The sequence below is a fragment of the Methylovulum psychrotolerans genome, assembly GCF_002209385.1.
Taxonomy (GTDB): Bacteria; Pseudomonadota; Gammaproteobacteria; order Methylococcales; family Methylomonadaceae; genus Methylovulum; species Methylovulum psychrotolerans.
The window spans coordinates 1,868,388-1,891,646 of record NZ_CP022129.1 but is presented as its reverse complement, the minus strand read 5'-3'; the positions used below and the strand labels follow the sequence as shown (position 1 = coordinate 1,891,646).

Genomic DNA, 23,259 nt, shown 5'->3' with positions numbered 1-23,259 from the left:
CGCCATGAACATGACCGATATTTTTATCCGCCGGCCCGTCTTGTCGATGGTCATCAGCATCATGTTGCTGGTGCTGGGCTTGCGCTCCTTGACCAGTATGCCCGTCCTGCAATACCCACGCACCGAAAATGCCGTGGTCACCGTCAGCACCGCCTATTACGGCGCCGACCCTGACATTATCGCGGGCTTTATCACCACGCCCTTGGAAACAGTCATCGCCGAAGCCAATGGCATTGACTATATTTCCTCCATCAGCCAAAACGGCATCAGCACCATTACCGCCAACCTGCGGCTAAACTTTGACCCGAACAAAGCCTTGACCGAAATCAACGCCAAGGTCAATTCGGTCATTAACCAATTGCCGCCGGAATCGCAACGCCCTGTTATGAACGTCAAAATGGGTGAGACCATTGATGCCATGTACATCGGCTTTTCCAGCGACAGCTTGCCCGCCAACAACATCACCGATTATTTGGTGCGCACCGTGCAGCCGCGCCTGCAATCGGTGGCGGGCATCCAAACCGCCGAATTGTTGGGCAGCAAAAACTTCTCCTTACGCGCTTGGTTAGACCCCGACAAGCTAATGGCTTATTCCCTGACCGCCACCGATGTCAGCACCGCCTTGACGCGTAATGACTTCATTGCCGGGCTGGGTACGACCAAAGGCCAAATGGTACAAGTTAACCTGACCGCCTCCACAGGCTTACACTCGGTGGCCGAATTCGCCGAGCTGATTATCAAACAGGATAAAGGCGCGATTATCCGCTTAAAAGATGTCGCTAACGTCACTTTAGGCGCGGACGATTACGAGTCCAGCGTCTCTTTCGACGGCGACCGGGCGGTTTATATCGGCCTGCAAATCGCCCCCAGCGCCAACTTGCTGGAAGTGATTGGCCGGGTGCGTGATGTATTCCCAGAAATCCAAGCGCAATTGCCGCAAGGCATACGCAGCAAAATTGTCTATGACTCGACCAAATTCGTCGATAGCTCCATCCATGAGGTTATCCATACCCTGATTGAGGCCTTAATCATCGTCACCCTAGTCGTGTTCGCCTTCCTTGGTTCGCCGCGCTCAGTCCTGATTCCGGTTATCGCCATTCCTTTGTCACTGATCGGCACCTTCACTATGATGCTGATGTTCGGTTTTTCCATCAACTTGCTGACCCTGCTGGCCTTGGTGCTGGCGATAGGCTTGGTGGTTGACGATGCCATTATCGTCGTCGAAAACGTCAACCGCCATCTGGAAGAAGGCATGGAACCTATCCCTGCCGCGCTCCGTGCCGCGCAGGAATTGACCGGCCCCATCATCGCCATGACTATCGTCCTGATCGCCGTTTATGTCCCGGTCGGTTTCCAAAGCGGCCTGACGGGGGCGCTGTTTTCCGAATTCGCCTTTACCGTCGTCGGTGCGGTCACTGTCTCGGCGCTTGTCGCCCTGACCTTGTCGCCAATGATGAGCTCACGCCTGCTCAAAGCCCACAAGCATGACCGTAGCGGCTGGGAAGAACGTCTGGTGGACTGGATAGACCGCCGCTTCAGCAGCTTAAGTAAAAGCTACGAACGCGCCCTGCACGGCTCCTTAAACTACCTGCCCGTCACCGCCGTGTTTGCGATGATCATCCTCGGCAGCATTTATTTTTTATATGCCCACAGCAACAGCGAATTGGCGCCACAAGAAGACCAAGGGATTATTATCAGCCTCGCCAATACCGCACCTGACGCGACCTTAGCGCAACGCCTGCTGTACAGCGAGCAAATTTTCCAAGCCTTCCACCGCTACACGGAAACCGACAACGTTTTCCAGTTGGAATCCCCGGGCCAATCCATTTCGGGTATGGTGCTGAAACCTTGGCATGAGCGTCTGCAAACCGCCACGCAAATGCTGCCCGCCGTGCAACAGGATTTGAACAAAATCGCCGGGGTCAAAGCTGCCGCCTTCCAACCGCCGCCCCTGCCCGGCAGCAGCGGAATGCCTGTGCAGTTCATCATCGGCACTAACGAATCATTTGAGCAGCTCAACACCGTTCTAGGGCAATTTATGGCCGAAGTGCGTAAAAGCGGGCGGTTCCTGTTTGTCGATAGCGACTTGCGTTACGACCAGCCACAAGCCCGCCTGAACATAGACCGCGATAAGGCCGCCCTATTAGGCCTGACCATGCAAGATGTCGGCGCGTCCTTAGCCTCCATGCTTGGCGGCGGTTATGTCAACTACTTCAGCCTGGATGCCCGCTCTTATAAGGTTATCCCGCAAGTGCAACAAAAGTTCCGGCTTAACCCTGAGCAATTGCTGGATTACCCCATCCGCACCAGCGACGGCAGAAGCGTACAGTTGTCGACCATCGCCACGCTCAGCACCGAAACCGTGCCGCGCCTGCTCAACCATTTCCAGCGCATTAACGATGTTATGGTCAGCGGCGTACCGTTTCCGGGCGTGACCTTAGGCGATGCCTTGGCGACCCTGCAAGACATCGCCAAACGGGTGTTACCACCCACTTACAGCATTGACTATGCGGGCCAATCGCGCCAGTTAATCAAAGAATCCAGCGGCTTTTTGTTTACCTTTATGTTCGCGCTGATTATTATTTTCTTAGCGTTAGCGGCGCAGTTTGAAAGCTTCCGTGACCCGCTGATTATTTTGGTCTCCGTGCCGATGTCGATTGCCGGGGCGTTAATTTTTATCGCCCTGGGCATAGGCGGGGCAACCCTGAACATTTATACTGAAGTCGGTCTGGTGACGCTGATGGGCTTAATCAGCAAACACGGTATATTGATCGTCGAATTCGCCAATAATATGCAAAAACACGGCATGGGTAAGCGTGAAGCCATAGAATCCGCCGCCAGTATCCGTTTGCGGCCTATTTTAATGACCACCGCCGCCATGGTGCTGGGCGTGTTGCCGTTGATTTTGGCAACTGGGGCGGGAGCGGTATCGCGCTTTAGTATGGGGCTGGTCATTGCCACGGGCATTGCCATCGGCACTTTGTTTACCCTGTTTGTCGTCCCCGCCGTGTATCTGATGTTGGGCGAAGACCACCATAAGACTGCCGCAGAAAGCTGAGCACAAGCCGGACAGCTTAAACGCTGTCCGGCACACTATAGCTAATACAGTATAAGTTGATTGTAAAACCGTTCGCCCTGAGCTTGTCGAAGGGCTATGATGGTTCGACAGGCTCGCCACGAACGACATCATTTTATTGTGCTTTAGCTATATAAACATGGCCATCGGCAACCGACAGGTAACTTAAATGACGACTCCTCTCCAAAAGCAAGGTCAACAGGCCAATGGCTAATACCGATAGATGCCCTGTTTCTGATGACGACTTTATCGAAACCCAAATCCAGTTCCAGCTAGGCTCGTTCGGCTATCAAGATTTTTCAGTGCCGATTGACGCGCTGTATCAGGCAACAACATTCCCCAGCCCCATCTTTGGGGTTTTTGATGCCCACCTGAACCAAGTCCTCAGCATCAATGACTGCGACCAGCTCGTTACTGCCGCTAAAGAGGTTTGGAATGTCAATCCTGCCAAAACATCCGTCAATAAAAAGGCCAGGATTGCCGGATTTTTAAACGCCATCCGCTTATATTCGGCAAAAAAATGCTACGCTTTCGATTTTTGGGACGGTAGGCCAGATCATATCCTCAGCACTTGGTATGCAGGCGAAGCATTCCCCGTCTTCCAATATAACCGCATCAGCCAGAACAGAAACGCCATTTTATGGCCGCTTCACAATTACCATACCATAGATAATCCCTATTTTTTGGAACGGCAATTCTCTGACCCCACGCGCTTTGAAGATAAAGAAGCCAAAATTTGTTGGCGGGGCATACCGACTGGCGGCGGTTTTGATGAGATACGGCAAACCGATGTCGGGATACAGTCTATACTCGCCAACTTCGCCTTAGGCCGTATCAATACGGACATACTGTGCGAACAGCTTTTACTGATACCGCGCTACCGATTCGTTAGCGCCTTCGCGGCCCATGAGCTTTTTGATGTCGGTTTCTCCATCAGCAATCCCGCCCAACAATTTATGGCTGATTATGCTCCCTTAGCCGCCTACCTAAAACCCCCGTTAAGCAAACTGGCCCATTGCCGCTTTAAGTATCTGCTGGCTTTATCAGGCTGGGATGTCGCCACCTCGTTTTATTGGATGCTTAGCACCAATAGCCTCGTCTTTAAAGAAGACTACCCCTACGAGGCCTTCGCCGATTGCCATTTCCAAGCTTGGGTGCATTACATCCCCATCTCGCCGGATTTTGATGATATTATCGCCAAGTACGAATGGTGCGAGGCCAACCCCCAGCACTGCCAAGCCATCGTCGCCAACGCCCAAGCGGTGTGCCGGAAATTGCTCAGCCGCGACTTAAGAAGAAAAATCTTAGGGGCGGTGATTAGCCGCTATGAACACAGGCTTCAAACATAAACCCCAAAACGAGGTGGAAACTCTTTTACCATGACCGATACACAAACATTCTGGGCGGTTGTCCCAGCCGCCGGCGTAGGCAAACGCATGAACGCCAACCGCCCCAAACAATATCTGGAACTGGGCGGGCAGACCGTCTTAGAACAGACCCTGGCCCGCCTTTTACAAGCCGAGGTTTTTCGCGGCATTGCCGTGGCAGTTTCCGAAGAGGACGGTTATTGGCCGGATTTGCCTATTGCCCGGCATCCGCAAATTATCCGCGCTCCAGGTGGCAAAGAACGCGCCGATTCGGTATTATCTGCGCTACACGCCTTAGCCGGGCAAGCAGCGACGGATGATTGGGTATTGGTACACGATGCCGCCCGCCCCTGCCTGACCATCACCGACATCCACCATCTGATCGCCACCCTACGCGACGACCCTATCGGCGGTATTTTAGCGGTAGCCTCGCATGACACCTTAAAAAATGTCCAAGGCGAAAGCATTATCGGCACCCTAGACCGTAGCCACATTTGGCGGGCGTTGACACCGCAAATGTTCCGCTACGGCTTGCTAAAATCGGCGTTGCAAACCCAACAGGGCAATCCGGCCATTACCGACGAAGCCAGCGCCTTAGAATTGCAAGGCTGGCAACCTAAAATCGTTGCAGGCCGCCCCGATAACATTAAAATAACCCGCCCCGAAGATTTGGCGCTCGCCGAATTCTATAGGGCGCAACAAACTCTGGAGACGACAGCATGATAAGAATAGGACAAGGCTATGATGTCCACCGTTTTACCGACGGCGACCACATTATTTTAGGCGGGGTACGCATCCCTTACGAACAAGGCCTAGAAGCCCATTCTGACGGCGACGTTGTCCTCCATGCCCTGTGCGATGCCCTACTCGGCGCGGCGGCATTGGGCGACATCGGCAAACACTTTCCCGACACCGACCCCGAATTTAAAGGTGCGGACAGCCGTGTCCTGCTCCGCCATGTCTACCGCATCGTCCAACAAAAAGGCTATGAATTGGTCAATACCGACCTGACCATCATCGCCCAAGCCCCCAAAATGGCCCCCCACATCACCGCCATGTGCCATAACATCGCCGAAGATCTGCAAGTCCCCTTCGATTGCGTCAACGTTAAAGCCACCACCACCGAAAAACTCGGTTTTGAAGGCCGTAAAGAAGGCATTGCCGTACAGGCGGTTGTGTTGATTGCGGCGGTTTGAAACATCGGGCAAGCCCTCACGCTAAACTTGGAGTGCAAAGGCTTTAGCCTTTGCACGATGGCCTAACCGCGTGTGTAACTGCTGAGGACTTTGTCGCAATGTCACGCTGGAGTTGCTCAAGCGACAACGTTTCCAGATTATTTTTTGCCCGGACATCCAGCATAGCCGCCTTACTTTCATCATTCGGCAATAGGACATCACAAGGCAAGTCTTGTTTAACAACAATCAAACCGGTTTGTATTTTGGCTGGCATAAGACTGTCTCCTAAATTAACTAAGCTTTTAGCATACCATAATCGAAAAACCATTAACCACACGCATTGGCATCTAAACCAAACACCTAAAAAAAACGGTTCCCACCCCCTTCCTAACTGTGCCAAAATGGCAACCATTTTTCCGCCATTTTTCCGCACCCCATGCCCTCTATTGAAATCCCCATTTGGCCTTACGCCTACGGACAACCCACCAGCACCGGAACCCTACGCTGCCAACCGGAAGACTTCACCGTCACCGAACAACTGGCTTTTGAGCCTTCCGGCACGGGCGAACATGTGTTTTTGTTCATCGAAAAAATTGGCGAAAACACCGAATACATCGCCCGGCTCCTGGCCCGCCACGCCAATGTCAGGCAACGCGACATAGGCTATGCCGGACTGAAAGACCGCCATGCCATCACCCGCCAATGGTTTAGCGTTTGGATTCCCGGCAAGCCGGAACTTGAACCGGACTGGACACCGCTGAACAGCCCGCAACTGCGGATACTGCACACCGTCCGCCATGCCCGAAAACTCAAACGTGGTGTTCTCGCGGGCAACCAATTTAAAATCATTGTCCGCAACTGGCAAGGCGATGCCGAAATGCTGCACCAGCAACTCGCCCAGATTAAAGCCCACGGCATCCCTAACTATTACGGCGAGCAACGCTTCGGCCACAACGGCCAAAACGTCAATAAAGCTTTAGGCCTCTTCCAAGGCGCGAAAACGGGCCGCGAACAGCGCAGCCTCTACTTGTCCGCCGCCCGCTCCTTTCTGTTCAACCACCTGCTCGCCGAACGCGTCCGCACCCAAACGTGGAACCAAGCCCTTAGCGGCGACACCTACGTCTTCGACCGCTCCAACAGTTGCTTTAAATCCGGCCAAGCCGATGACGACATCACCCGCCGCCTCAGTACGGGCGACATTCACCCCAGCGGCGTACTCTGGGGCAAAGGCACTGCCGATGTTGCAGACGAAGCCTTGCAAACCGAACAAAACATCATCGCCGCCTACCCCGAACTCGCCGACGGCCTAATCGCCGCTGGCGCGGACAGAAACCGCCGGAGCTTACGGGTCAATGTCTTTGATTTAGAGTGGACGTTCCTTAGTGAAGACGTGCTGGAATTGGCCTTTAGCTTACCAGCGGGCAGCTATGCGACAGCGGTATTGCGGGAGGTGGTGCGGTATGGTGAATAATAGCGCGGGATTTAAACCATCAACACAGGCACGCCAGGATTTTTCGCGAAAGCTAAAATGGGATACATCCGATTTTAGCGGCGAAAAATTTTCCTGGCGATACTGCCTTCGGCTGCCTACATTCGTTCTGCTCCGGCCGCAAACAGTACCCCCACCCCTTCGGTACACTGCGCGCCGCTGCCTGCGCAAATGACCTGATGCCGTTTCGGGATGGCCTACGATTGATATGAATCACAAAATATAATCGTAACAACCTGAATATTAATAATCATTTCCTAACTTAATGGCAGTGAAACTGAAGCTTAGGAACGAGCAGCGTAAGTTTCAACCGCCATCCCGGCGACCGTTTAATGCAGCTTAACTTGCGTGATGCCAAATACCGTGCCGTAGTAAATCGAACCGTCCGCACCTAAACTCAGTGCCGAGTAATGGTTATTGTATTGTTGTTCCAGCAGGTTTTCGCTAGGGTTACCTATCTTAACGGAAAACAACACCTGATTAACATCATCCGCCGACAAGCCGGTTAAATACCAATAACCGTCCGTGCGTTTTTCATAGGTATAAACAACCCCATCGGCGGAATTGCTTTTGGATACGATGGACGGCACCGAAATCGTATTGTTGACGCTGCTGACCGCCGCACCGTCCGGCGTTACCTCTATACGCGCAAAACCGGGTTCAGTCGTCAGGTTGCCGCCTACGCTTTGCGGCGCCGAATAGCCGTAATTATTTTCGGCGAATAAGGCAACGCCAGTTGCGGTAGGATAGGCTATCAGGCTGTTTTCATCGGCACTTTTGTCCGTCGCAAACGGCACGGCTTGTGCGAACAAGCGGGTTTCGTTTGCGCCTAACTTAACTTCGGCACGGTAAATATTAACGTGCATCGGAGTCGCATTGTCGGTAATGGCGACATAGCGGCGGCCAGCCATCGTAAATACAGTAGGTGTGGAGCCCGAACCCTGGCTGACTTGGCCGGGTTTAATCGCCGTACCGCGTTGGTAATGCGCCGCCCAGCGTTTAACGGGCGTACCGTCGGCGTTGGTAGCAAAGCGGTATAAGCGATGTGTGGATACAATGTAAACGCCGCTGTAGCCGTTTGCCTTATCCCCTTCGTCCACCGCCAATGAATTGGCGATTTTTTGAAAATTAGACGCATCGGCGGCAACACGGATACCATCGCCGTCCGGGTCATTCAAATCAACACGCTTGACACTGTCATCCGGTGCTATTGTGCCTATTATGCCTTGGCTGCTAACCCACCAGATATACCCGGCTTTGTCCGGCATCGCTGAATACAGTTTGTCACCGTCCGGCAAATACCCGCTCAAATCGATATCGCGCACAGCGGTGAAGCTACCTAAACTCAGCGGCGTGCCTAAGGTGGCTTGGTAAACCACCAGATGGCCGTCATTTTGGACGACCACGGGCCGGTATTGGTTATCCAAGAAAAAATAACCGCCACCGCCAAAATCAGTCAGGCTGGTAGAGCCATTGCTGGGCAATTCATGCCACGCCAAGGGTTGCAAATTAGCAGAAAACGCCATCAGCAGTTTTTTTGACGGCGTGTTGTTGACGGGTATCCCTGCACAAATCGTGTACAAATGCCCGGACGCATCAAATGTTTGCGCCGCGCATTCGCCTAAACCGCGAAACGCGGCTTGCTTAGTGCTCAAATCCAAACTGAGAAAGAAATTGACTTGCTTGACTTCCGCTTGGGTGGCCGCCGTTGTCGGCCCCGGAAGTGTGTAATTGTCGCTCATATACGAGTCGTTATGGATGTTATTGCCGCTATTGGGCGCTAACCCCGGATTTTGCCAGACATCGGCATGGCTGATGTTGGCGGCCAACAAACCGCTGATTAAACTAAGACAAAAAAAAGCATTAGTGCGCATAAGACACCTCGGTTGAAATGGATGAAAAGGCTGCCGCCAAAAGTTGGTAAAATTGACAATCAAGTCAGCGTACTCATAGGGATAATCACCCAAAAATTGTCCGATAATGTAAGCGTCCGGCTGAATGGCGGCTCCACCTTATCTGCTTCCATAATGGCTAGGCACTTCATTACGGTTGCTTTTATTTTTCGCAGGGTTTTATCCTAATTTCTTGAAGGCCCAACAATAATGTCGCGGGATTCCAGTATAAAAGGAAATAGGCCCAGCCAGCAATAAGGTGATTTCCGTAATTTGGCGATGCCGTTTTGCATAGTAGGCGGCGGTGTTTTTGCTCACGAAAAACACAAAAAAACTGAGGAATGCGCAAGAAATAACCTCTTGGCAAGGTCTAATAACGAAGTGTGTTATATACGGCTATGCTTTTTATAAAAGCCTATCCGACTCGCCAGCTACTGCAACGATTAACGGCCATTAACCCGGCTCCGCTAACCACTCGCACACTTGCCCAAGCACCCAGCCGCCATCATCCAAGGTCAGGTCATGCCCAGCCCAAGGGTGGCGGCGCAAGGTTAAGCCATAGTGCTGGTGGATCGCCTCGGTACACGCCGGGGACACTAAGCGGTCGCCCAGACCGTTAAGCAATAGCACCGGGGCTAAGGGCGGTGTCAGTGCTGGGCGGTAGCTGGCGGCGGCGCGTAATTGCCTGATGGCAGTGCGCACCCGCAAAGGCCGCGCGGTTTGGATAGCCGCCCAAGCCTTCGCCACGGCTTCATACTGCCCAGACCGATTGCCCACCAAGCGGACAATCCCTAACTCGCGCCGATAAACGTCGCGCTGCATCAGTGCCGCCGCAAATTGCCGATAACTTTGCCAACGCAAACGCTGGTAGAACGGGCTTAGACTGGCAAAGCTGGTGTTCATCAACACCGCGCCGCAACAGTCATCAGGATAGCGCTGTAACCATTCCCACGCCACCATCGCCCCCAGCGACACCGCCAGCAACGTGACGGGTTGCGCCAACAGCCCCCGCGCCATCGCTTGGGCGCGGACATGTTCGGTAATGGCGGCGATATTATCGGGGCTGGGCTGGGCGCAAAATTGCCCTGTCCCCGGCAAATCCAAAGCGGTTATCGTCGCGGCGGGAAACTGCGCCTGAAGTTGCGGGAGAAAATCCCCCCAATGTGCCGATTCACGCGCCAGACCGCGCAATAACACCCATTGCTGCCCACGCTTATCGGCCATACCACAAGCCTTCGGCCTTCGCTTGGTTAGCGGCCTGTTGTTCCGGGGTGAGCCGCGCCCACGGCGCCGGATACAACAAACTCCGGTGCAGAAAATCAAACAGGACGAAATGGCGGCGCAACACCCGCTGTTGGCGGTGCGGCAGCATAGGGTGGAACAAGCCGTGCCGATAAAACAAGTGCAGCGGGTTTTTCCGCAACCATAGCCACGAGCCCATTTCTAAGGTCAAGGGCAGAAAAAACTTCTGCTGGCCAAACTGGCCGACAAACTGGTCGAACAAATAATCCCATAAATCGCCGTTAATCACATATTCCTGCGACATCGGCTCAATTTTATAGACATGGTTCTGATAACAACGGTCAAACAAATCTTTTAACGCCATCGCTTGCGGGATATAGGCAAACGGCACTTGCCGTGAGGCATAAGGAAACCATAAACGGTCTTTAATGCCGAACCCGGAATGCAAATCCAACGCCATCGATAGCGGTGCGGTAAATAACTGCTCCTGCACCACCTTACATAAGGCCAAGGACTCTTGTTCCATCTGCGTGACATCACCGCGATACCACGGCAGATAGCGCGTCAATTGCTGGCCGCTATAAATTTTCTTCGCCCCCTCACCCTCGCCCTCAATAGGCGAGTTGCGCATCAAATCCACACAATTGCCGTTGGAGCGCCGCCCCAGATACACCCCGACCGGATTGACGATAGGCACAAACACCAGCCGCGAATTTTCCAGCCGTTGCTGCAACTCCTCGTCCCAATCCAGCAAGTGCAGTATGGTTTGCAGATACGACAAAATCACTTCCGAACCGATTTTTTCCAAACCATGCACCCCGCCAAAAAACGCCAGTACCGGCACATCAGGCTTAGTCGTGCCTAGCGTTAGGCTATAGATGGGGAATTCCAAATGTTTATAGCGGACACGGTCGATCACTTCGGTACGCGCACGCGTACCAAACTTCTCGATCAGGCCTTCGAGTTGTGCAAGTTCGGGGAATTTAAAGCCAGTCATGGCGGGGCTAAGAAGTTGATGTTGCAAGATAGGTACGCTTTTCTGGATGAGAAAAGCGCAACAATAACACAGATGCCGCTATTTTAAGAATGTGCAGACTGGCTAGCAGCCGTCAGATTATCAATGAACGCGCCGCGAATCAGGCCACGCGCCTCTTGGCTCACCGCTTGGCGGGTTTTGCCGTTGGTGTCGAGCAGTGGCAGGATGCTGAGACGGACTTCTACGCGCTCCAGTTTCAGCATATTGATCAGATGCGGCAACAAATCATCGTCATCGACAAACGGGGCAAGGTCTTTGGCCGCGCCTAGGTACTGGATGGCGACGGGCTGCACCGCGACTTTGGTCAACAAGGCAGCTTGGAACAGCGACGCGTGGAAATGCGCGACATCGTCGCCACGCGTGGTGGTGCCTTCGGGAAAGGCGAAGATGTTACGGTGTTGCTTTAACAGCCAGACCATCTGTTCGGCGGTCTCAAAAACATGCTTCTTTTCGCCGCGCCGGATAAAGATAGTGCCGGACTGCCTCGCCATAAAGCCGAAGATAGGCCAACTGGCGATGTCGCTTTTGGCGACAAAATAAGCGGGCAGGTATTGGCCGAGCAGGATAATGTCCAGCCATGACACATGGTTGCTGACAATCAGGCCGGGCTGTTCAGGCCATGCGCCTTCTAAGGTGACATCCAGTTTGACGATGGCGCTGAACCAGCACAGCCAGCGTTTTTTCAGGGCATCGCGGTAGTCTCTGGCCGTGTTGGGCGGACACACAAGGTTTAATGTGGGGAAAATGACCCCAGAGATAAAGCACCCGGCAACCGCCAACAGCGCGACACTCAACAGCTTATAATACAGCCGACTTTTCGATTTCATTACTGGCCTGATAATCCCGCATATAATGCTTGCTGTAACGTTCTTGTAATTGATCTAAAGGCAATAATACGAACAAGTCCATACAATTGAAGTCTTCATCCCAGCACGGTTCGCCGCAGATTAAGGCACCGAAACGCAAATAGGCTTTCAGCAACGGCGGAATGCCGGATTCGTCGCGGTTACAACGCAAAGCCTGCGGCACCGGAATAGTCGGGGTTACGTCCAATGCTGACGGGGCGATGTTTTTCGCGTCGATATTACGGTATACGGCATCGACCGCAAAGCCGCTAGGGCCTGGGGTGATGCTGGCACAGCCCAATAAATAGTTGAACTGGCCTTTTAAGGCATATTCGACCAAAGCCGACCACAAGGTGGTTAAGACCGCGCTGCCGCGAAAATCCGGGTCAACACAGGTACGGCCAATTTCCAGAAAACGCCCAGGCAATGCCAACACTTGATCCAGCTTAAATTCGCTTTGCGAATAAAAATGCCCCAACTGATCCGCTTGGTATTGGGTCAATAAACGGGTATAACCGACCACTTTTTGGCTAACGTTGTCATAAACCACTAAATGATCGCAATATTGGTCAACGTCATCGTAATCTAGGCCTTCCGATTCCGACTTTAGCTTAGCGCCCATTTCTTTCGCGAAAACACGGTACCGTAATACTTGTGCCTCCTTAATCAAGGCTTCCGAATGGGCAACAAAACATTCCAGCCGTTTAGTCGGTTTGACGTTTACCTCAGCAGTGTTTTTTATCATAAGTATCCATGTGTTGAAGAGTATCTTCGGCACAGAATAATTAAGGAACGTGTCAGCTTAATGACAGGTAGATTAAAGTTAAATGACAAACGGCGTACATGACTGGCTTTTTAACAAAAGCGTCATGTCCAGGCACAACGGACGCGCCCTTGCTGCCAAATGCCGTTATAATAGGCCTTTATTTGTGTTTTCGGTCGCGTACCGCTTTTTTCAACCCATACATTATGCAAATCATCGCTATTTATCCGGGTACATTTGATCCGATTACCAACGGGCATCTGGACTTGATCGCCAGAGCCTCCAGACTGTACCATAAAGTCATCGTCGCCGTAGCGGTTAACCGCAATAAAGCTCCCTTATTTACCTTGGCCGAACGGGTGGCCTTAACCCAGGCGGTCACCCCTGAATTCCCTAATGTCGAAGTGATCGGCTTTGACAATTTATTGGTCGATTGCGCCCGCGAACAGGGCGCTAATGTCATCCTGCGCGGCTTACGCGCGGTGTCCGATTTTGAGTATGAGTTCCAATTGGCCGGTATGAACCGCCGTCTGGCCCCGCAATTGGAGACCATGTTTTTAACCCCCGCCGAACAATATGAGTTTATTTCTTCCAGCATGATTAGGGAAATCGCCATGCTGCACGGTGACGTGTCCAGCTTTGTCCCCGAACTGGTACGGCAAACTTTAATTGACAAATTTTCTAAGGAGTAAGTTATGGCACTGATTATCCATGATGCCTGCATCAACTGCGATGTCTGCGAACCCGAATGCCCGAATGGGGCGATTTCGCAAGGTGAAGACATTTATGTCATCGACCCCGCCCTGTGCACCGAATGCGTCGGCCACCATAATACCCCGCAATGCGTGGAAGTGTGTCCGGTCGAATGTATCGACAAAGATGCCTTATTTGTCGAAAACCAAGAGGCCTTATACCAAAAATATCTAAAACTGACCCAACCATAGGCCGGAACGGCAAAGCCCGCCATTCCCGCAACCGACACCCTGACGCTGGCGACCATCTCCATGAATACTCCCTTCATCCCTTGTGCTAACGGATTAATCGCCGCCTTCATTTTGTCGGGTTGCGCGGCATCGGCGCAAACCCCACCGCCTGACCCGCTCCAAGCCATCCAAACTGTCGTCGTGATTTATGCGGAAAACCGCAGCTTCGATAATTTATATGGTTTATTCCCCGGCGCGGACGGCATCGCCCAAGCGACCGCCGAACAAACTACCCAACTTGACCATGACGGTAAGCCCTTGGCACAACTGCCGCCGATCTGGGCGGGCAAAACCACCCCGCTCATTGCCGCTAAACTGCCTAACCGGCCTTTCGCCATCGACCAAGCCCCCATTAACCTGCCGCTGTCGGTAGAGACCCGTGACCTTACCCACCGTTATTATCAGCAAATCGAACAAATCAACGGTGGTCTGAATAACCGTTTCGCCGCCCTGTCCGATGCAGGCGGCCTGACCATGGGCCATTATGACGGCAGCAAACTGGCCTTGTGGCGTTGGGCGCAGGACTATGTCTTGGCCGACCATTTTTTTATGGGCGCGTTCGGCGGCTCTTACCTTAACCATCAATGGCTAGTGTGTGCCTGTACCCCACGCGATGAAAATGCCCCACCCACCCTTCGCGCCCAATTAGACGGACAAGGACACTTAAAACGCAAACCTGACAGCCCTGCCTCGGCACTACAAGGCCCGCCAACGTTTTTTGACGGTGCCTTCAGCCCCGACGGCTATTCCGTCAACACGGCCCAACCGCTCTACCAACCGTCCGGCATTTCCCCCGATCCGAACGGCGACCCACGTTTAGCGGGTACACACGCTTACCATTTGCCGCCGCAAACCCAAAAGACTGTCGGCGACACCCTGTCTGAGAAAAACATTAGCTGGGCGTGGTATGCGGGCGGCTGGCACCAAGCTGTCGCCGATGGTAGGCTGCAAAAACCGCAACGCCAAGTGATTTATGCCGAATCCCCAGGATCAGTCAATTTCCAAGCCCATCACCAGCCTTTTAACTATTACGCCCGCTTTGCACCGGATAGCCCAGACCGTGCCGAACATTTAAAAGACGGCAGCGACTTCCTGCAAGCCATCGCCGATGGCACTTTACCGCAAGTGGCGTTTTACAAACCACCCGGCCAATTTAACGAACATCCCGGCTATACCGACGTGCTGAACGGCGATGCCCACATCGCCGATTTACTGACCCGCCTACGCGCCAGCAAACAATGGCCTAACATGGCGATTATCGTCACTTACGATGAAAACGGCGGTTTCTGGGATCATGTCGCCCCACCTAAGGGCGACCGCTGGGGACCCGGTTCACGGATTCCGGCCCTGATTATTTCACCGTTCGCCAAACGCGGCACAGTTGACCATAGCCTCTATGACACCACCTCCATTATCAAATTCCTAACCCGCCGCCATGGCCTGACGGCATTGCCCGGTGTTCGCGCCGATGTCGGCGATTTAAGCAACGCGTTTAGCTTCCCGCCTTAACACCGTGCCTGACCCTAATATCCACTTATGGCATGTCGAACTGGCGAAAGATGCAGATGCTGACCGTTACCTGCCGTTGCTGGATGACACCGAACTGGCACACGCCCATACCCTCAGCCACCCGCTGATACGGCAACGTTACTTAGCGGTACGCGGCAATCTACGCCTGTTGCTGGCGGATTATCTCCAACAAGCCCCCGCCGCCATCGGCATTGCGCGTACCGAAACGGGCAAGCCTTACTTGCCGGCACATCCGCAAACTGTTTTCAATATCTCGCATACCGCCCGGCATTTAATCGTCGCCATTGCCGGACACTGCCAGTTAGGTGTCGATATTGAACTGCCCTCCCCCCGCCCCAATCTTGCCGCCTTAGTGAAAAAATGCTTTGCCGACGAAGAGGCCGCCTACTGGCATGGCTTGCCGCCAACACGACAGACCCTTGAGTTTTATCGCTTCTGGACCAAGAAGGAAGCGTTTGTCAAAGCCACCGGACGCGGCATTGCCTTAGGCTTAAAGCATTGCGTCATCAATCCCGAACAACCGGAGACTTTTTTAAGGCTGCCCGACGGTTATGGCGAGGCAACAACATGGCGGATTATTGATTTGACGGCTACGGAACAGTTGGAGGGACACGGGCTGTGCGGGGCGGTGGTGGTGGATAGCTTGGCGCAAGTGTCTTGGGAACGGCTGGTTAAAGACTAAATCGCTTTATCCAGCCATTTAAACAGTCCAACCCCACACTAGCAGGTTTGTGTTAGCCCCAATAGGCCTATAAGCAATAAGCTACAACGTGGCAACCACGACATAGTTCAGGTATTTCATGTCCGCAACATACTTGCCGAACAGTAAACGCAGGAGAAATATTTTCTTACCCGTCCAATAGTGCGGCCTGATACCCGTGATGGATTCGACTTTATAACCCGCTTCGATAAACAAGCGTTCCATGCTTTTTTTAGTAAAAAACCGTAGATGGGTATAGTCCAAAATACCCGCATCACAGTATTGCCAGTCCATATCGACCAATAAATGGAGAATATTATCAATATAGCGGACATTGGGCAAAGAACAGATGATACGCCCGCCTGGAGCCAATTTGCTTTTGCATAATTCCAAAGCCGGTTTCGGGTCGGCGAAATGCTCAAGGCTGTCATTAAAGGTAATGACATCAAAATAGCCGTCAGGTAAGGGTGTGGCGGGCGAAAATTCCCCTAAGATGGCGTGATCCAGCTTGCCTTTGGCGCTGTCTATGCCCCGGATACTGAGATCGACACCCCAGACTTCGGTGCCTTTTTCCGCTTTCACTAAAGCGCCAAAATGACCGCCGCCACAACCGACATCCAATAAACGGGCGCATTGTTGCGGCAAAAATGCCAACATCTCCTTTCTGGGGTCAGAAAAATAAGTTGCGCAGGTTTTGCTTTCGTATAAATCGGTGTCCATAAACGCCTTCTTGTTACGTTATAACGCTGATGTTATAAGCCGATTGCATCAGCTTACCCGTGTTGCCGTAATAATCCACCGCGCCATTTTCCCAGACGATCCAGACTTCTTTGGCACCTGCTTGTAAATAGAGTTGCACTTTTTCGGCCATTTCTAATGTCGAATTGGCTGGCGAAACAATGTCGACACAAATCTCAGGGGCGCGTGGGTAGGGTGTGGCATAACCATAGAGCTTGAGAAAAGCTTTAGAACACCACGCGACATCAGCGACCTTTACGCCTTCGCCGGTTTGGATGGAACACTCACTGAGCGCTTCCCCTTGTTTCAGTTTCCGTTCTAATAAAGCCCCAATTTTTATTTGTAAACGCCCGTGTTTATTAGAAGCCGGGGGCATTTCAATTTTTCCGTAACGGTTCAGCTCAATTTTAAAGGGTAAGTTTTGTAAATACGGGTTATCGACTACATCTGACCATTGCATAATTGCTGCTCCGCTAAAGGGCTAGCCGCCCTACTAGGGCGGCTAGCCGGACTGCACTATCTAACGGTAAATGACCATCGGCTTGCCTTCGCCTGCAACCAACTCGCCGATGCTGAACACCGTTTCCCCTAAAGCGGTCAACGCCGCCAAAGTTGCCGCTTCATCTTCGGGGGCTACGCAGACAATCATGCCGACACCGCAATTGAAGGTGGTCAGCATATCCGCCAAAGGCACATTGCCTTGGGTTTGCAACCATTGGAACACCGCCGGGAACGTCCAGCTTTGCAGGTCTATTTCGGCATTAAGGCCCGGTTGTAGGACACGCGGCAGGTTTTCGGTAATACCGCCACCCGTAATGTGCGCTAAGGCGTGGACAGGCACTTGTGCCAACAAGGCCAATAGCGGCTTAACATAAATGCGCGTCGGGGTCAGTAAGGCTTCGCCTAAGGTCGTGTCGGCAAACGGGTCGGCCAGATCCGCACCGCTATGGCTGATGATTTTACGGATTAAAGAATAGCCGTTGGAATGCGGCCCGGACGACGCAATGGCAATCAGCTTGTCGCCCAACTTGACTTGGCTGCCGTCCAAGACTTTGCTTTTTTCGGCAATACCGACACAAAACCCCGCCAAATCATATTCGCCATCGGCATACATGCCAGGCATTTCGGCGGTTTCGCCGCCCACCAACGCCGCACCGGCTTGGGTACAGCCTGTGCCTATGCCTTCAATGACTTGCGCGGCCGTGTCCACATCCAGCTTGCCCGTGGCAAAATAATCTAAAAAGAACAGCGGCTCGGCACCTTGGACGATAATGTCGTTAACGCACATCGCCACCAAATCAATGCCAACGGTATTGTGGATATTCAGGTCGATGGCGAGTTTCAGCTTAGTGCCGACCCCATCCGTACCCGATACCAGCACAGGCTGTTGATAGCGGTCCAGCGGCAACTCAAACAAGGAGCCGAACCCGCCCAACCCCGCCATAACCCCCGCCGTGCGGGTCTTGGCAGCAATCGGCTTAATGCGTTCGACTAATTCATTGCCGGCGGCAATATCAACGCCTGCACTTTTATAATTCAGGCTCTCTGGGTTTTTCGCGCTCACTATCGTGTTCTCTCTTGGGAAAAATAAAATAGGGCTATTGTACAAGACAACGTTGCTTTTGTGTGTATGCTTGGCTAAGGTATCGGCCATTTTGCCGCTGTTTTCCCTTTACGATCAGCGCAAGGCCTTTTCCCAACGGCTCACCAACGCCGAAGCGATACTGTTGCCAAACACATTAGTCGCACTCCGCCCCATATCCAGAATTTGGTCAATGCCCAATAATAACAATAAACCCGCCTCAGGGATTTTGAACAGCGATAAGGTCGCGGCAATCACAATTAACGACGCTCTAGGCACGCCCGCCACACCTTTGCTGGTGAACAGCAACACCAGCAGCATCAGCAATTGGTCGGGTAATGGCATGTCGATACCGTAAGCTTGGGCAATGAACAGCACGGCAAAGGTCATATACATCATACTGCCGTCCAAGTTGAACGAATAGCCCAACGGCAAAACCAAACCGCAGACTTTTTCATCGCAACCGAAACGTTCCAATTGCTGCAATAATTTCGGGTAGGCGCTTTCGCTACTGGCAGTGCCGAAAGCCAATAACATCGGCTCACGGATATGGCGCAACAGCGACAGCACCCGCCGCCCCAAAAATAGGCAGGCAAAGCCGCCCAGCAAGCCGCAGAGCACAAACAGGCCAAAGTAAAACTCGCCGATAAACTTGCCGTAAGACAGCAACACGCCAATCCCTTGCTGGGAAATGACCGCCGCCATTGCCGCAAACACCGCCACCGGGGCATAGTGCATGACATAGCTGGTGACTTTCAGCATGATATGCGCCAGCGAATCGAGCAATTTAACGACCGGATGCGCCAATTCGCCTAAGGACGCACAAGCGATACCAAAAAACATCGAAAACACCACAATTTGCAGGATTTCGTTAGCGGCCATGGCTTCGGCAATGCTTTTGGGGAAAATATGCGCGACAAAATTGCTGAGTGTCGGCTTAACGTTCGGCAAGCCGCTGCTGGCTTCAACAGGCGGTAAAGCGATATGCAGCGCGTGGCCCGGCTCGAACAGGTTAACCAGCAGCATCCCTAAGAGCAGGCTAAGCAAGGAGGCCGAAAAAAACCACAGCATGGCTTTCAGGCCGATGCGCCCGACCGTCTGGATGTCGCCCATTTTCGCCATGCCGACCACCAGCGTCGCAAACACCAGCGGGGCGATAATCATTTTCACCAAACGCAGAAAAATATCCGTCAGGACAGACAGCACCGCGACAATTTGGCTGAGCAACGGATCCGCCGCGCCCAGACTCACATTCAAGGCTTCGCCGAAGGCAATGCCCAGCAACAGGGCAATGCCGACATAAAGGGTTTGGCGGTTAGGCGCTTGGGTATGTGGGGTCATAAGTCATCCTGGTCAGCATTAACGGCGCAATGGCTAATGGTTGTGGTAAGAAGGGGTATGTATGGCGTATCTATAGGCCATTGTACGCCTAGTATTTGAGAGTTGGCTTATGTCGAAGAAAAAAACGCCATTGTTTGTATTTGGCCGCTTTTCGGTTTACTGTTAGTTATACCTAACACTTATCGCAGGATAGAACCTTATGTTCCGAATTTATGCCAGATATTCGCCAAGCCTTTGGTTCTTGGCGTTAACCTTTTTGTCATTGCTGGCATGGCTTTGGGGGACGGATCTGGCCATCGCCGAACCGTTAAACGCCAACCCGCCGCCGCAGTTGCCCGCCGCATTAGCCGTAGCGGGGACAATGCGCGATACCAACCTGTCTGGGCTTGAACAAAACATTTTAGTCGCCAGTAACCGTGAACGCCGCCAAACAGGGCAAACACCGTTACTGGGCAATGAAACCTTGGCCGAAGTGGCGGCCGCCCATAGCCGCGATATGGTGGCGCGTCGGTTCTTCGCCCATGATAATCCCGATGGCCTCGGTTCCGCCGAGCGCACAGGCCTTTATGTACGTACCCTGTTTGGCCTAGTTTCAGAAAATCTGGCGATGATGAGCGACCGCCCGAATTTGGCCGAGGAATTTATCCAAGGCTGGATGCACAGCCCCGGCCATAAGGCCAATCTGCTACGCCCCGACAGCACCGACTTGGGGGTAGGTTGCGCCCAAACCGTCGAAGGCGGGATGCAGACGTTTTATTGCACCCAATTATTCATGAACGTCTACGCCAGCTTGGCACAGCCACTCCCCGCCACCGTCAACGCCGGACAAACCGTAGAAGTGTGGCTAAGCCCCCATAACCACCAACCTCTGCCCACCCGCTTGCTGCAAGTCGACGCACGGGGCTGGGAAATGGCATCCGTGGTGCTACAACCCCAAAATGGCGCGGCAGTAGGCCGCTTAATCCTCCAAGGGCCACCCGCCCAGTACCGTATGCAGGTGGAAGTGCCGGATACAGCGAATGCGCAACGGTTTTGGATTATTCCGGGGCCTTTTGTGACGGTGCGCTAATCGTTATGGAGCGAGCATAAAATAAAATCTGTTGAACAGGCGAAAGTACGGCAACCCCCTCCCAGCCTCCCCCTTGGCAGGGGGAGGAGCGTTTTTCCCCCTGATTTTCGCCTGTACGACGGGAAAGTCATTTGCTCCCTCCCCTGCTAAGGGGAGGGCTGGGGTGGGGTTTAATACGCAGAGATGCAATGGAACGCCTACTTAATTTTATGCACCTTCCTAATGTTGATTGCTACGGGCAATTTTTTGCGGTTTAGCCAGTTCTGCAAAATCATTCAGCAACTCATGTAACTGGGTACTGGGATTTAACTCACCGCTGGCTTGGGCTTCGGCGAGGATTTTCGGGGCGATGTGTTGTGCTGTGGCAAGTTGCGGCAAAAGTGACTTAAAGAGGCTTTTGGTATCGCTTTTTATGCTTTGGGTATCACCTTTCTCGTAATTCTCAAACCCTGGCTTGCCGCGTAAGTCTTTAATCAGCAATGCCGCCGCCGACTGTTTTTCCGTGGCGTTATAAGGCTTGCGGTGATAGCCAAAGTGTAACAAGAGCCAAAATTCAAAACAGGGATAGGAGATAATCAGGTGGATTTTCTTGTGGTCACGCGCCAAACCGAGCGCGGCGGTAAACGTTTCGTGGCTGTCGCGGTCTATCGCACAAAAAACCCGGTCGAATTTGCTTTGGCGGCGAATGGCTTCTTTAACGATATTCAGCGGGTCGGTTTTGCCGCAATGACAAATTTCGACTTGCACTTTAACCTTAAAATGGACGCTGGCATCTTCCAGATAACGCTTGCCGGACTTGCTGTCTTCGCAAATCACCAATACCGTAGGTTGCGGCAAAAGGCTGGGTTTGGCGCGGCTGAATGATTTGGCAGTACGCGCCATGCTTAGCCTCGGCGGATAAAAGGCAGGCTGCGGTAGCGGCCTTCGTAATAGCGTTTCTCTAAATCTTCGCTTTCCCGTCCGGCAAAATCGTGGATAGAACGCAATTGCGTCGCACCGTTAGCGTCGCGTTCGGTTAGCCAGAATTGGTCGCGGCGTAAGAGTTTCGAGTCCATTAAGTGGGTGTTGTGGGTCGTGAAGATCAATTGTGCGGGTGAAGCGGCGTTAATGTGTTTTTCTACCAGAGACACAACAATTTCAGGGTGTAGGCTGGTGTCGAGTTCATCTACAATGAGAGCTCCTACGCTAGGGGATATACGTTTTGCCAGTGCATGAAAATCCCATGCAGACCAGAAGCCGATCAGGTTTTTAGTGCCTTCTGACTCCTCTTCAAAATTAAATTCTGCTTCTCCTAATTCTGTCCAATGGGTTAATAGGGTTTTGCTCTTGATGTTTTTAGTGTCTATTAATTCTAAGCTGGCTGAAGAAATACTGATCTTATCGGTACGGATATTGGCAATAGGAACATCCACTTCTTGCAGAAAAGCCGCAAGCCCTTCCGAGAAAGCAGGGAATTTTTCTACCTGTTGCTGACTATAGTGCTTAAGATTTTCTAATCCTTTGCCATCAATAACCAAAAAACCAGATTGCAACCATGTCAATGGAGGTGTCAGTTGCTTGAGTTTTTCGCTGCTGTTGGCTGCCGCTTGCGCAAGAAATAGCACTTGTGGGCTGGTGGCCTTTTGCCATAGCTTATGCAAATCATCACCGCCTTCCAGTTGCTCGCCAAAAGTGTAATGATCTCCAGTAGATAAATGCCGGCGTTCGTATAAAAGCGTTTCTTTGCCTTGCGGAAACATCAGTAAGCGTTCATGGACTATCCGTTGTTCGGTTAAACCTAGCTCAAACTGATAACGCAGTCCCGCAAATATAAAATGTAGTTCGATACAGCTGGGTTGGTCTGCCAATTCTGGGTCAAAACGGAAAGGGGCAACCGGAAATGGATTAAATTGGCTACTAGGTTCTCTATAGACAATTTTCCTAACAATATTAAGCGCCTTAATTAAATTGCTCTTACCCGAAGCATTAGGGCCATAAATAGCGGCAACTTTTAACAAATCCGGCAATTTTTCGCCTTTTACATCAGGCTTAAAAACATTCCCACGCTTTTTCAGGCGCGGGGCGGCAACCATAGAAAAGGTTTGTTTGTCACGGAAAGACCGGAAGTTGCTGACGGAAAATTCTATTAACATGCAGAAAACTCGTATTAAAACGGCATTTTAATAGTTTACTATAACCTTTTTTAGGCTGAGTTGCAGTTTTTCTGCATTTCTAATCCTAAGTTCCGGTCGGCTGTTGACGCTCAACATCCATCGACCCAATTTCCTCTAACATAGCCATTAGGCTTTCTGCCCGGTAGCGTTTGGGCAAAAGCACGACGATGTCACCCAGTTTCTTGATGATGACTTCGTCATCTTCGAAACGGAAACCTTTAGGTAGGCTAACCGCTTGGCTATTACCATCGGTAAAAATACGGGCAGTTTGCATAACA

At 52.2% G+C, this 23,259-nt stretch carries 23 protein-coding genes; 10 read left to right on the top strand and 13 right to left on the bottom strand.

The features are described from left to right. Nucleotides 1-4 precede the first annotated feature (4 nt). The 4 genes from CEK71_RS08585 (at nucleotide 5) to ispF (ending at nucleotide 5,639) form a co-directional block, all read left to right on the top strand. On the top strand, nucleotides 5-3,058 hold the full coding sequence (locus CEK71_RS08585; RefSeq protein WP_088619008.1) for an efflux RND transporter permease subunit: 3,054 nt from the start codon (nucleotides 5-7) through the stop codon (nucleotides 3,056-3,058). 224 nt (nucleotides 3,059-3,282) lie between these two features. Continuing rightward, nucleotides 3,283-4,425 carry a glycosyl transferase family 90 gene (locus CEK71_RS08580; protein WP_088619007.1) on the top strand — a complete coding sequence of 381 codons (1,143 nt, stop codon included), beginning with the start codon at nucleotides 3,283-3,285 and terminating at the stop codon, nucleotides 4,423-4,425. A gap of 30 nt (nucleotides 4,426-4,455) precedes the next feature. After that, on the top strand, nucleotides 4,456-5,166 hold the full coding sequence (gene ispD / locus CEK71_RS08575; RefSeq protein WP_088619006.1) for a 2-C-methyl-D-erythritol 4-phosphate cytidylyltransferase: 711 nt from the start codon (nucleotides 4,456-4,458) through the stop codon (nucleotides 5,164-5,166). After that, complete coding sequence (gene ispF / locus CEK71_RS08570) at nucleotides 5,163-5,639, top strand: 2-C-methyl-D-erythritol 2,4-cyclodiphosphate synthase (RefSeq protein WP_088619005.1); 477 nt, start codon at nucleotides 5,163-5,165, stop codon at nucleotides 5,637-5,639. The genes ispD and ispF overlap by 4 nt, the downstream gene beginning before the upstream one ends. A 43-nt stretch (nucleotides 5,640-5,682) precedes the next feature. On the opposite strand, the gene CEK71_RS08565 is transcribed toward ispF, so the two are convergent. Next, the gene (locus tag CEK71_RS08565; RefSeq protein WP_088619004.1) at nucleotides 5,683-5,892 is read right to left on the bottom strand and encodes a hypothetical protein; all 210 of its coding nucleotides are present in this window, start codon (nucleotides 5,890-5,892) and stop codon (nucleotides 5,683-5,685) included. Nucleotides 5,893-6,054: 162 nt separating this feature from the next. Between CEK71_RS08565 and truD the strand changes: the two genes are divergently transcribed. Next, nucleotides 6,055-7,089 carry a tRNA pseudouridine(13) synthase TruD gene (truD, locus tag CEK71_RS08560; protein ID WP_088619003.1) on the top strand — a complete coding sequence of 345 codons (1,035 nt, stop codon included), beginning with the start codon at nucleotides 6,055-6,057 and terminating at the stop codon, nucleotides 7,087-7,089. 347 nt (nucleotides 7,090-7,436) lie between these two features. On the opposite strand, the gene CEK71_RS08555 is transcribed toward truD, so the two are convergent. The 5 genes from CEK71_RS08555 to CEK71_RS08535 all read right to left on the bottom strand — a co-directional run bounded on the left by CEK71_RS08555 (nucleotide 7,437) and on the right by CEK71_RS08535 (nucleotide 12,867). Then, the gene (locus CEK71_RS08555) at nucleotides 7,437-8,981 is read right to left on the bottom strand and encodes a hypothetical protein (RefSeq protein ID WP_088619002.1); all 1,545 of its coding nucleotides are present in this window, start codon (nucleotides 8,979-8,981) and stop codon (nucleotides 7,437-7,439) included. 471 nt (nucleotides 8,982-9,452) lie between these two features. Beyond that, nucleotides 9,453-10,223, bottom strand: coding sequence for an alpha/beta fold hydrolase (locus CEK71_RS08550; protein ID WP_088619001.1), 771 nt, complete (start codon nucleotides 10,221-10,223; stop codon nucleotides 9,453-9,455). Continuing rightward, a complete protein-coding gene (locus CEK71_RS08545) occupies nucleotides 10,213-11,238 on the bottom strand; it encodes a M14 family zinc carboxypeptidase (protein ID WP_088619000.1) in 1,026 nt (341 codons plus the stop codon). Before CEK71_RS08545 ends, CEK71_RS08550 begins: the two co-directional genes overlap by 11 nt. Nucleotides 11,239-11,321: 83 nt before the next feature. Then, on the bottom strand, nucleotides 11,322-12,104 hold the full coding sequence (locus CEK71_RS08540) for a lysophospholipid acyltransferase family protein (protein ID WP_088618999.1): 783 nt from the start codon (nucleotides 12,102-12,104) through the stop codon (nucleotides 11,322-11,324). Then, nucleotides 12,076-12,867, bottom strand: coding sequence for a GNAT family N-acetyltransferase (locus CEK71_RS08535; protein ID WP_088618998.1), 792 nt, complete (start codon nucleotides 12,865-12,867; stop codon nucleotides 12,076-12,078). Before CEK71_RS08535 ends, CEK71_RS08540 begins: the two co-directional genes overlap by 29 nt. Nucleotides 12,868-13,091: 224 nt before the next feature. Here CEK71_RS08535 and coaD point away from each other — a divergent pair, with 224 nt between their 5' ends. The 4 genes from coaD to CEK71_RS08515 are packed head-to-tail and all read left to right on the top strand — an operon-like array spanning nucleotide 13,092 to nucleotide 16,080. Beyond that, a complete protein-coding gene (gene coaD, locus CEK71_RS08530) occupies nucleotides 13,092-13,577 on the top strand; it encodes a pantetheine-phosphate adenylyltransferase (RefSeq protein ID WP_088618997.1) in 486 nt (161 codons plus the stop codon). Between the two features lie 3 nt (nucleotides 13,578-13,580). Continuing rightward, complete coding sequence (locus CEK71_RS08525; protein ID WP_088618996.1) at nucleotides 13,581-13,829, top strand: YfhL family 4Fe-4S dicluster ferredoxin; 249 nt, start codon at nucleotides 13,581-13,583, stop codon at nucleotides 13,827-13,829. Between the two features lie 60 nt (nucleotides 13,830-13,889). Continuing rightward, nucleotides 13,890-15,377, top strand: a complete 1,488-nt coding sequence (acpA, locus tag CEK71_RS08520; RefSeq protein ID WP_088618995.1) for an acid phosphatase — start codon at nucleotides 13,890-13,892, stop codon at nucleotides 15,375-15,377. Between the two features lie 4 nt (nucleotides 15,378-15,381). Then, entirely contained in the window at nucleotides 15,382-16,080 is a 699-nt protein-coding gene (locus CEK71_RS08515) for a 4'-phosphopantetheinyl transferase family protein (RefSeq protein ID WP_088618994.1), read from the top strand. A gap of 81 nt (nucleotides 16,081-16,161) precedes the next feature. On the opposite strand, the gene CEK71_RS08510 is transcribed toward CEK71_RS08515, so the two are convergent. The 4 genes from CEK71_RS08510 to CEK71_RS08495 all read right to left on the bottom strand — a co-directional run bounded on the left by CEK71_RS08510 (nucleotide 16,162) and on the right by CEK71_RS08495 (nucleotide 19,759). Then, nucleotides 16,162-16,818, bottom strand: a complete 657-nt coding sequence (locus CEK71_RS08510; protein WP_088618993.1) for a class I SAM-dependent methyltransferase — start codon at nucleotides 16,816-16,818, stop codon at nucleotides 16,162-16,164. Between the two features lie 13 nt (nucleotides 16,819-16,831). After that, a complete protein-coding gene (locus CEK71_RS08505; protein WP_088618992.1) occupies nucleotides 16,832-17,296 on the bottom strand; it encodes a Uma2 family endonuclease in 465 nt (154 codons plus the stop codon). Between the two features lie 60 nt (nucleotides 17,297-17,356). Continuing rightward, entirely contained in the window at nucleotides 17,357-18,400 is a 1,044-nt protein-coding gene (gene purM / locus CEK71_RS08500) for a phosphoribosylformylglycinamidine cyclo-ligase (RefSeq protein ID WP_088621550.1), read from the bottom strand. Nucleotides 18,401-18,514: 114 nt separating this feature from the next. Next, complete coding sequence (locus tag CEK71_RS08495; protein ID WP_088618991.1) at nucleotides 18,515-19,759, bottom strand: dicarboxylate/amino acid:cation symporter; 1,245 nt, start codon at nucleotides 19,757-19,759, stop codon at nucleotides 18,515-18,517. A gap of 199 nt (nucleotides 19,760-19,958) precedes the next feature. On the opposite strand from CEK71_RS08495, the gene CEK71_RS08490 reads away from it, so the two are divergent. Beyond that, nucleotides 19,959-20,828, top strand: coding sequence for a CAP domain-containing protein (locus CEK71_RS08490; RefSeq protein ID WP_088618990.1), 870 nt, complete (start codon nucleotides 19,959-19,961; stop codon nucleotides 20,826-20,828). A gap of 219 nt (nucleotides 20,829-21,047) precedes the next feature. Here CEK71_RS08490 and CEK71_RS08485 read toward each other — a convergent pair whose 3' ends face one another. The 3 genes from CEK71_RS08485 to CEK71_RS08475 all read right to left on the bottom strand — a co-directional run bounded on the left by CEK71_RS08485 (nucleotide 21,048) and on the right by CEK71_RS08475 (nucleotide 23,255). After that, on the bottom strand, nucleotides 21,048-21,710 hold the full coding sequence (locus CEK71_RS08485; RefSeq protein ID WP_088618989.1) for an RloB family protein: 663 nt from the start codon (nucleotides 21,708-21,710) through the stop codon (nucleotides 21,048-21,050). A gap of 2 nt (nucleotides 21,711-21,712) precedes the next feature. Beyond that, on the bottom strand, nucleotides 21,713-22,960 hold the full coding sequence (locus CEK71_RS08480; RefSeq protein WP_088618988.1) for an AAA family ATPase: 1,248 nt from the start codon (nucleotides 22,958-22,960) through the stop codon (nucleotides 21,713-21,715). A gap of 85 nt (nucleotides 22,961-23,045) precedes the next feature. Continuing rightward, a complete protein-coding gene (locus CEK71_RS08475) occupies nucleotides 23,046-23,255 on the bottom strand; it encodes an antitoxin (RefSeq protein ID WP_088618987.1) in 210 nt (69 codons plus the stop codon). Between the last annotated feature and the right edge of the window lie 4 nt (nucleotides 23,256-23,259).

Coding starts and splice junctions, on each gene's coding strand:
- CEK71_RS08585 (WP_088619008.1), top strand. CDS start 5: ATGAACATGACCGATATTTTTATCCGCCGGCCCGTCTTGTCGATGGTC.
- CEK71_RS08580 (WP_088619007.1), top strand. CDS start 3,283: ATGGCTAATACCGATAGATGCCCTGTTTCTGATGACGACTTTATCGAA.
- ispD (WP_088619006.1), top strand. CDS start 4,456: ATGACCGATACACAAACATTCTGGGCGGTTGTCCCAGCCGCCGGCGTA.
- ispF (WP_088619005.1), top strand. CDS start 5,163: ATGATAAGAATAGGACAAGGCTATGATGTCCACCGTTTTACCGACGGC.
- CEK71_RS08565 (WP_088619004.1), bottom strand. CDS start 5,892: ATGCCAGCCAAAATACAAACCGGTTTGATTGTTGTTAAACAAGACTTG.
- truD (WP_088619003.1), top strand. CDS start 6,055: ATGCCCTCTATTGAAATCCCCATTTGGCCTTACGCCTACGGACAACCC.
- CEK71_RS08555 (WP_088619002.1), bottom strand. CDS start 8,981: ATGCGCACTAATGCTTTTTTTTGTCTTAGTTTAATCAGCGGTTTGTTG.
- CEK71_RS08550 (WP_088619001.1), bottom strand. CDS start 10,223: ATGGCCGATAAGCGTGGGCAGCAATGGGTGTTATTGCGCGGTCTGGCG.
- CEK71_RS08545 (WP_088619000.1), bottom strand. CDS start 11,238: ATGACTGGCTTTAAATTCCCCGAACTTGCACAACTCGAAGGCCTGATC.
- CEK71_RS08540 (WP_088618999.1), bottom strand. CDS start 12,104: ATGAAATCGAAAAGTCGGCTGTATTATAAGCTGTTGAGTGTCGCGCTG.
- CEK71_RS08535 (WP_088618998.1), bottom strand. CDS start 12,867: ATGATAAAAAACACTGCTGAGGTAAACGTCAAACCGACTAAACGGCTG.
- coaD (WP_088618997.1), top strand. CDS start 13,092: ATGCAAATCATCGCTATTTATCCGGGTACATTTGATCCGATTACCAAC.
- CEK71_RS08525 (WP_088618996.1), top strand. CDS start 13,581: ATGGCACTGATTATCCATGATGCCTGCATCAACTGCGATGTCTGCGAA.
- acpA (WP_088618995.1), top strand. CDS start 13,890: ATGAATACTCCCTTCATCCCTTGTGCTAACGGATTAATCGCCGCCTTC.
- CEK71_RS08510 (WP_088618993.1), bottom strand. CDS start 16,818: ATGGACACCGATTTATACGAAAGCAAAACCTGCGCAACTTATTTTTCT.
- CEK71_RS08505 (WP_088618992.1), bottom strand. CDS start 17,296: ATGCAATGGTCAGATGTAGTCGATAACCCGTATTTACAAAACTTACCC.
- CEK71_RS08495 (WP_088618991.1), bottom strand. CDS start 19,759: ATGACCCCACATACCCAAGCGCCTAACCGCCAAACCCTTTATGTCGGC.
- CEK71_RS08490 (WP_088618990.1), top strand. CDS start 19,959: ATGTTCCGAATTTATGCCAGATATTCGCCAAGCCTTTGGTTCTTGGCG.
- CEK71_RS08485 (WP_088618989.1), bottom strand. CDS start 21,710: ATGGCGCGTACTGCCAAATCATTCAGCCGCGCCAAACCCAGCCTTTTG.
- CEK71_RS08480 (WP_088618988.1), bottom strand. CDS start 22,960: ATGTTAATAGAATTTTCCGTCAGCAACTTCCGGTCTTTCCGTGACAAA.
- CEK71_RS08475 (WP_088618987.1), bottom strand. CDS start 23,255: ATGCAAACTGCCCGTATTTTTACCGATGGTAATAGCCAAGCGGTTAGC.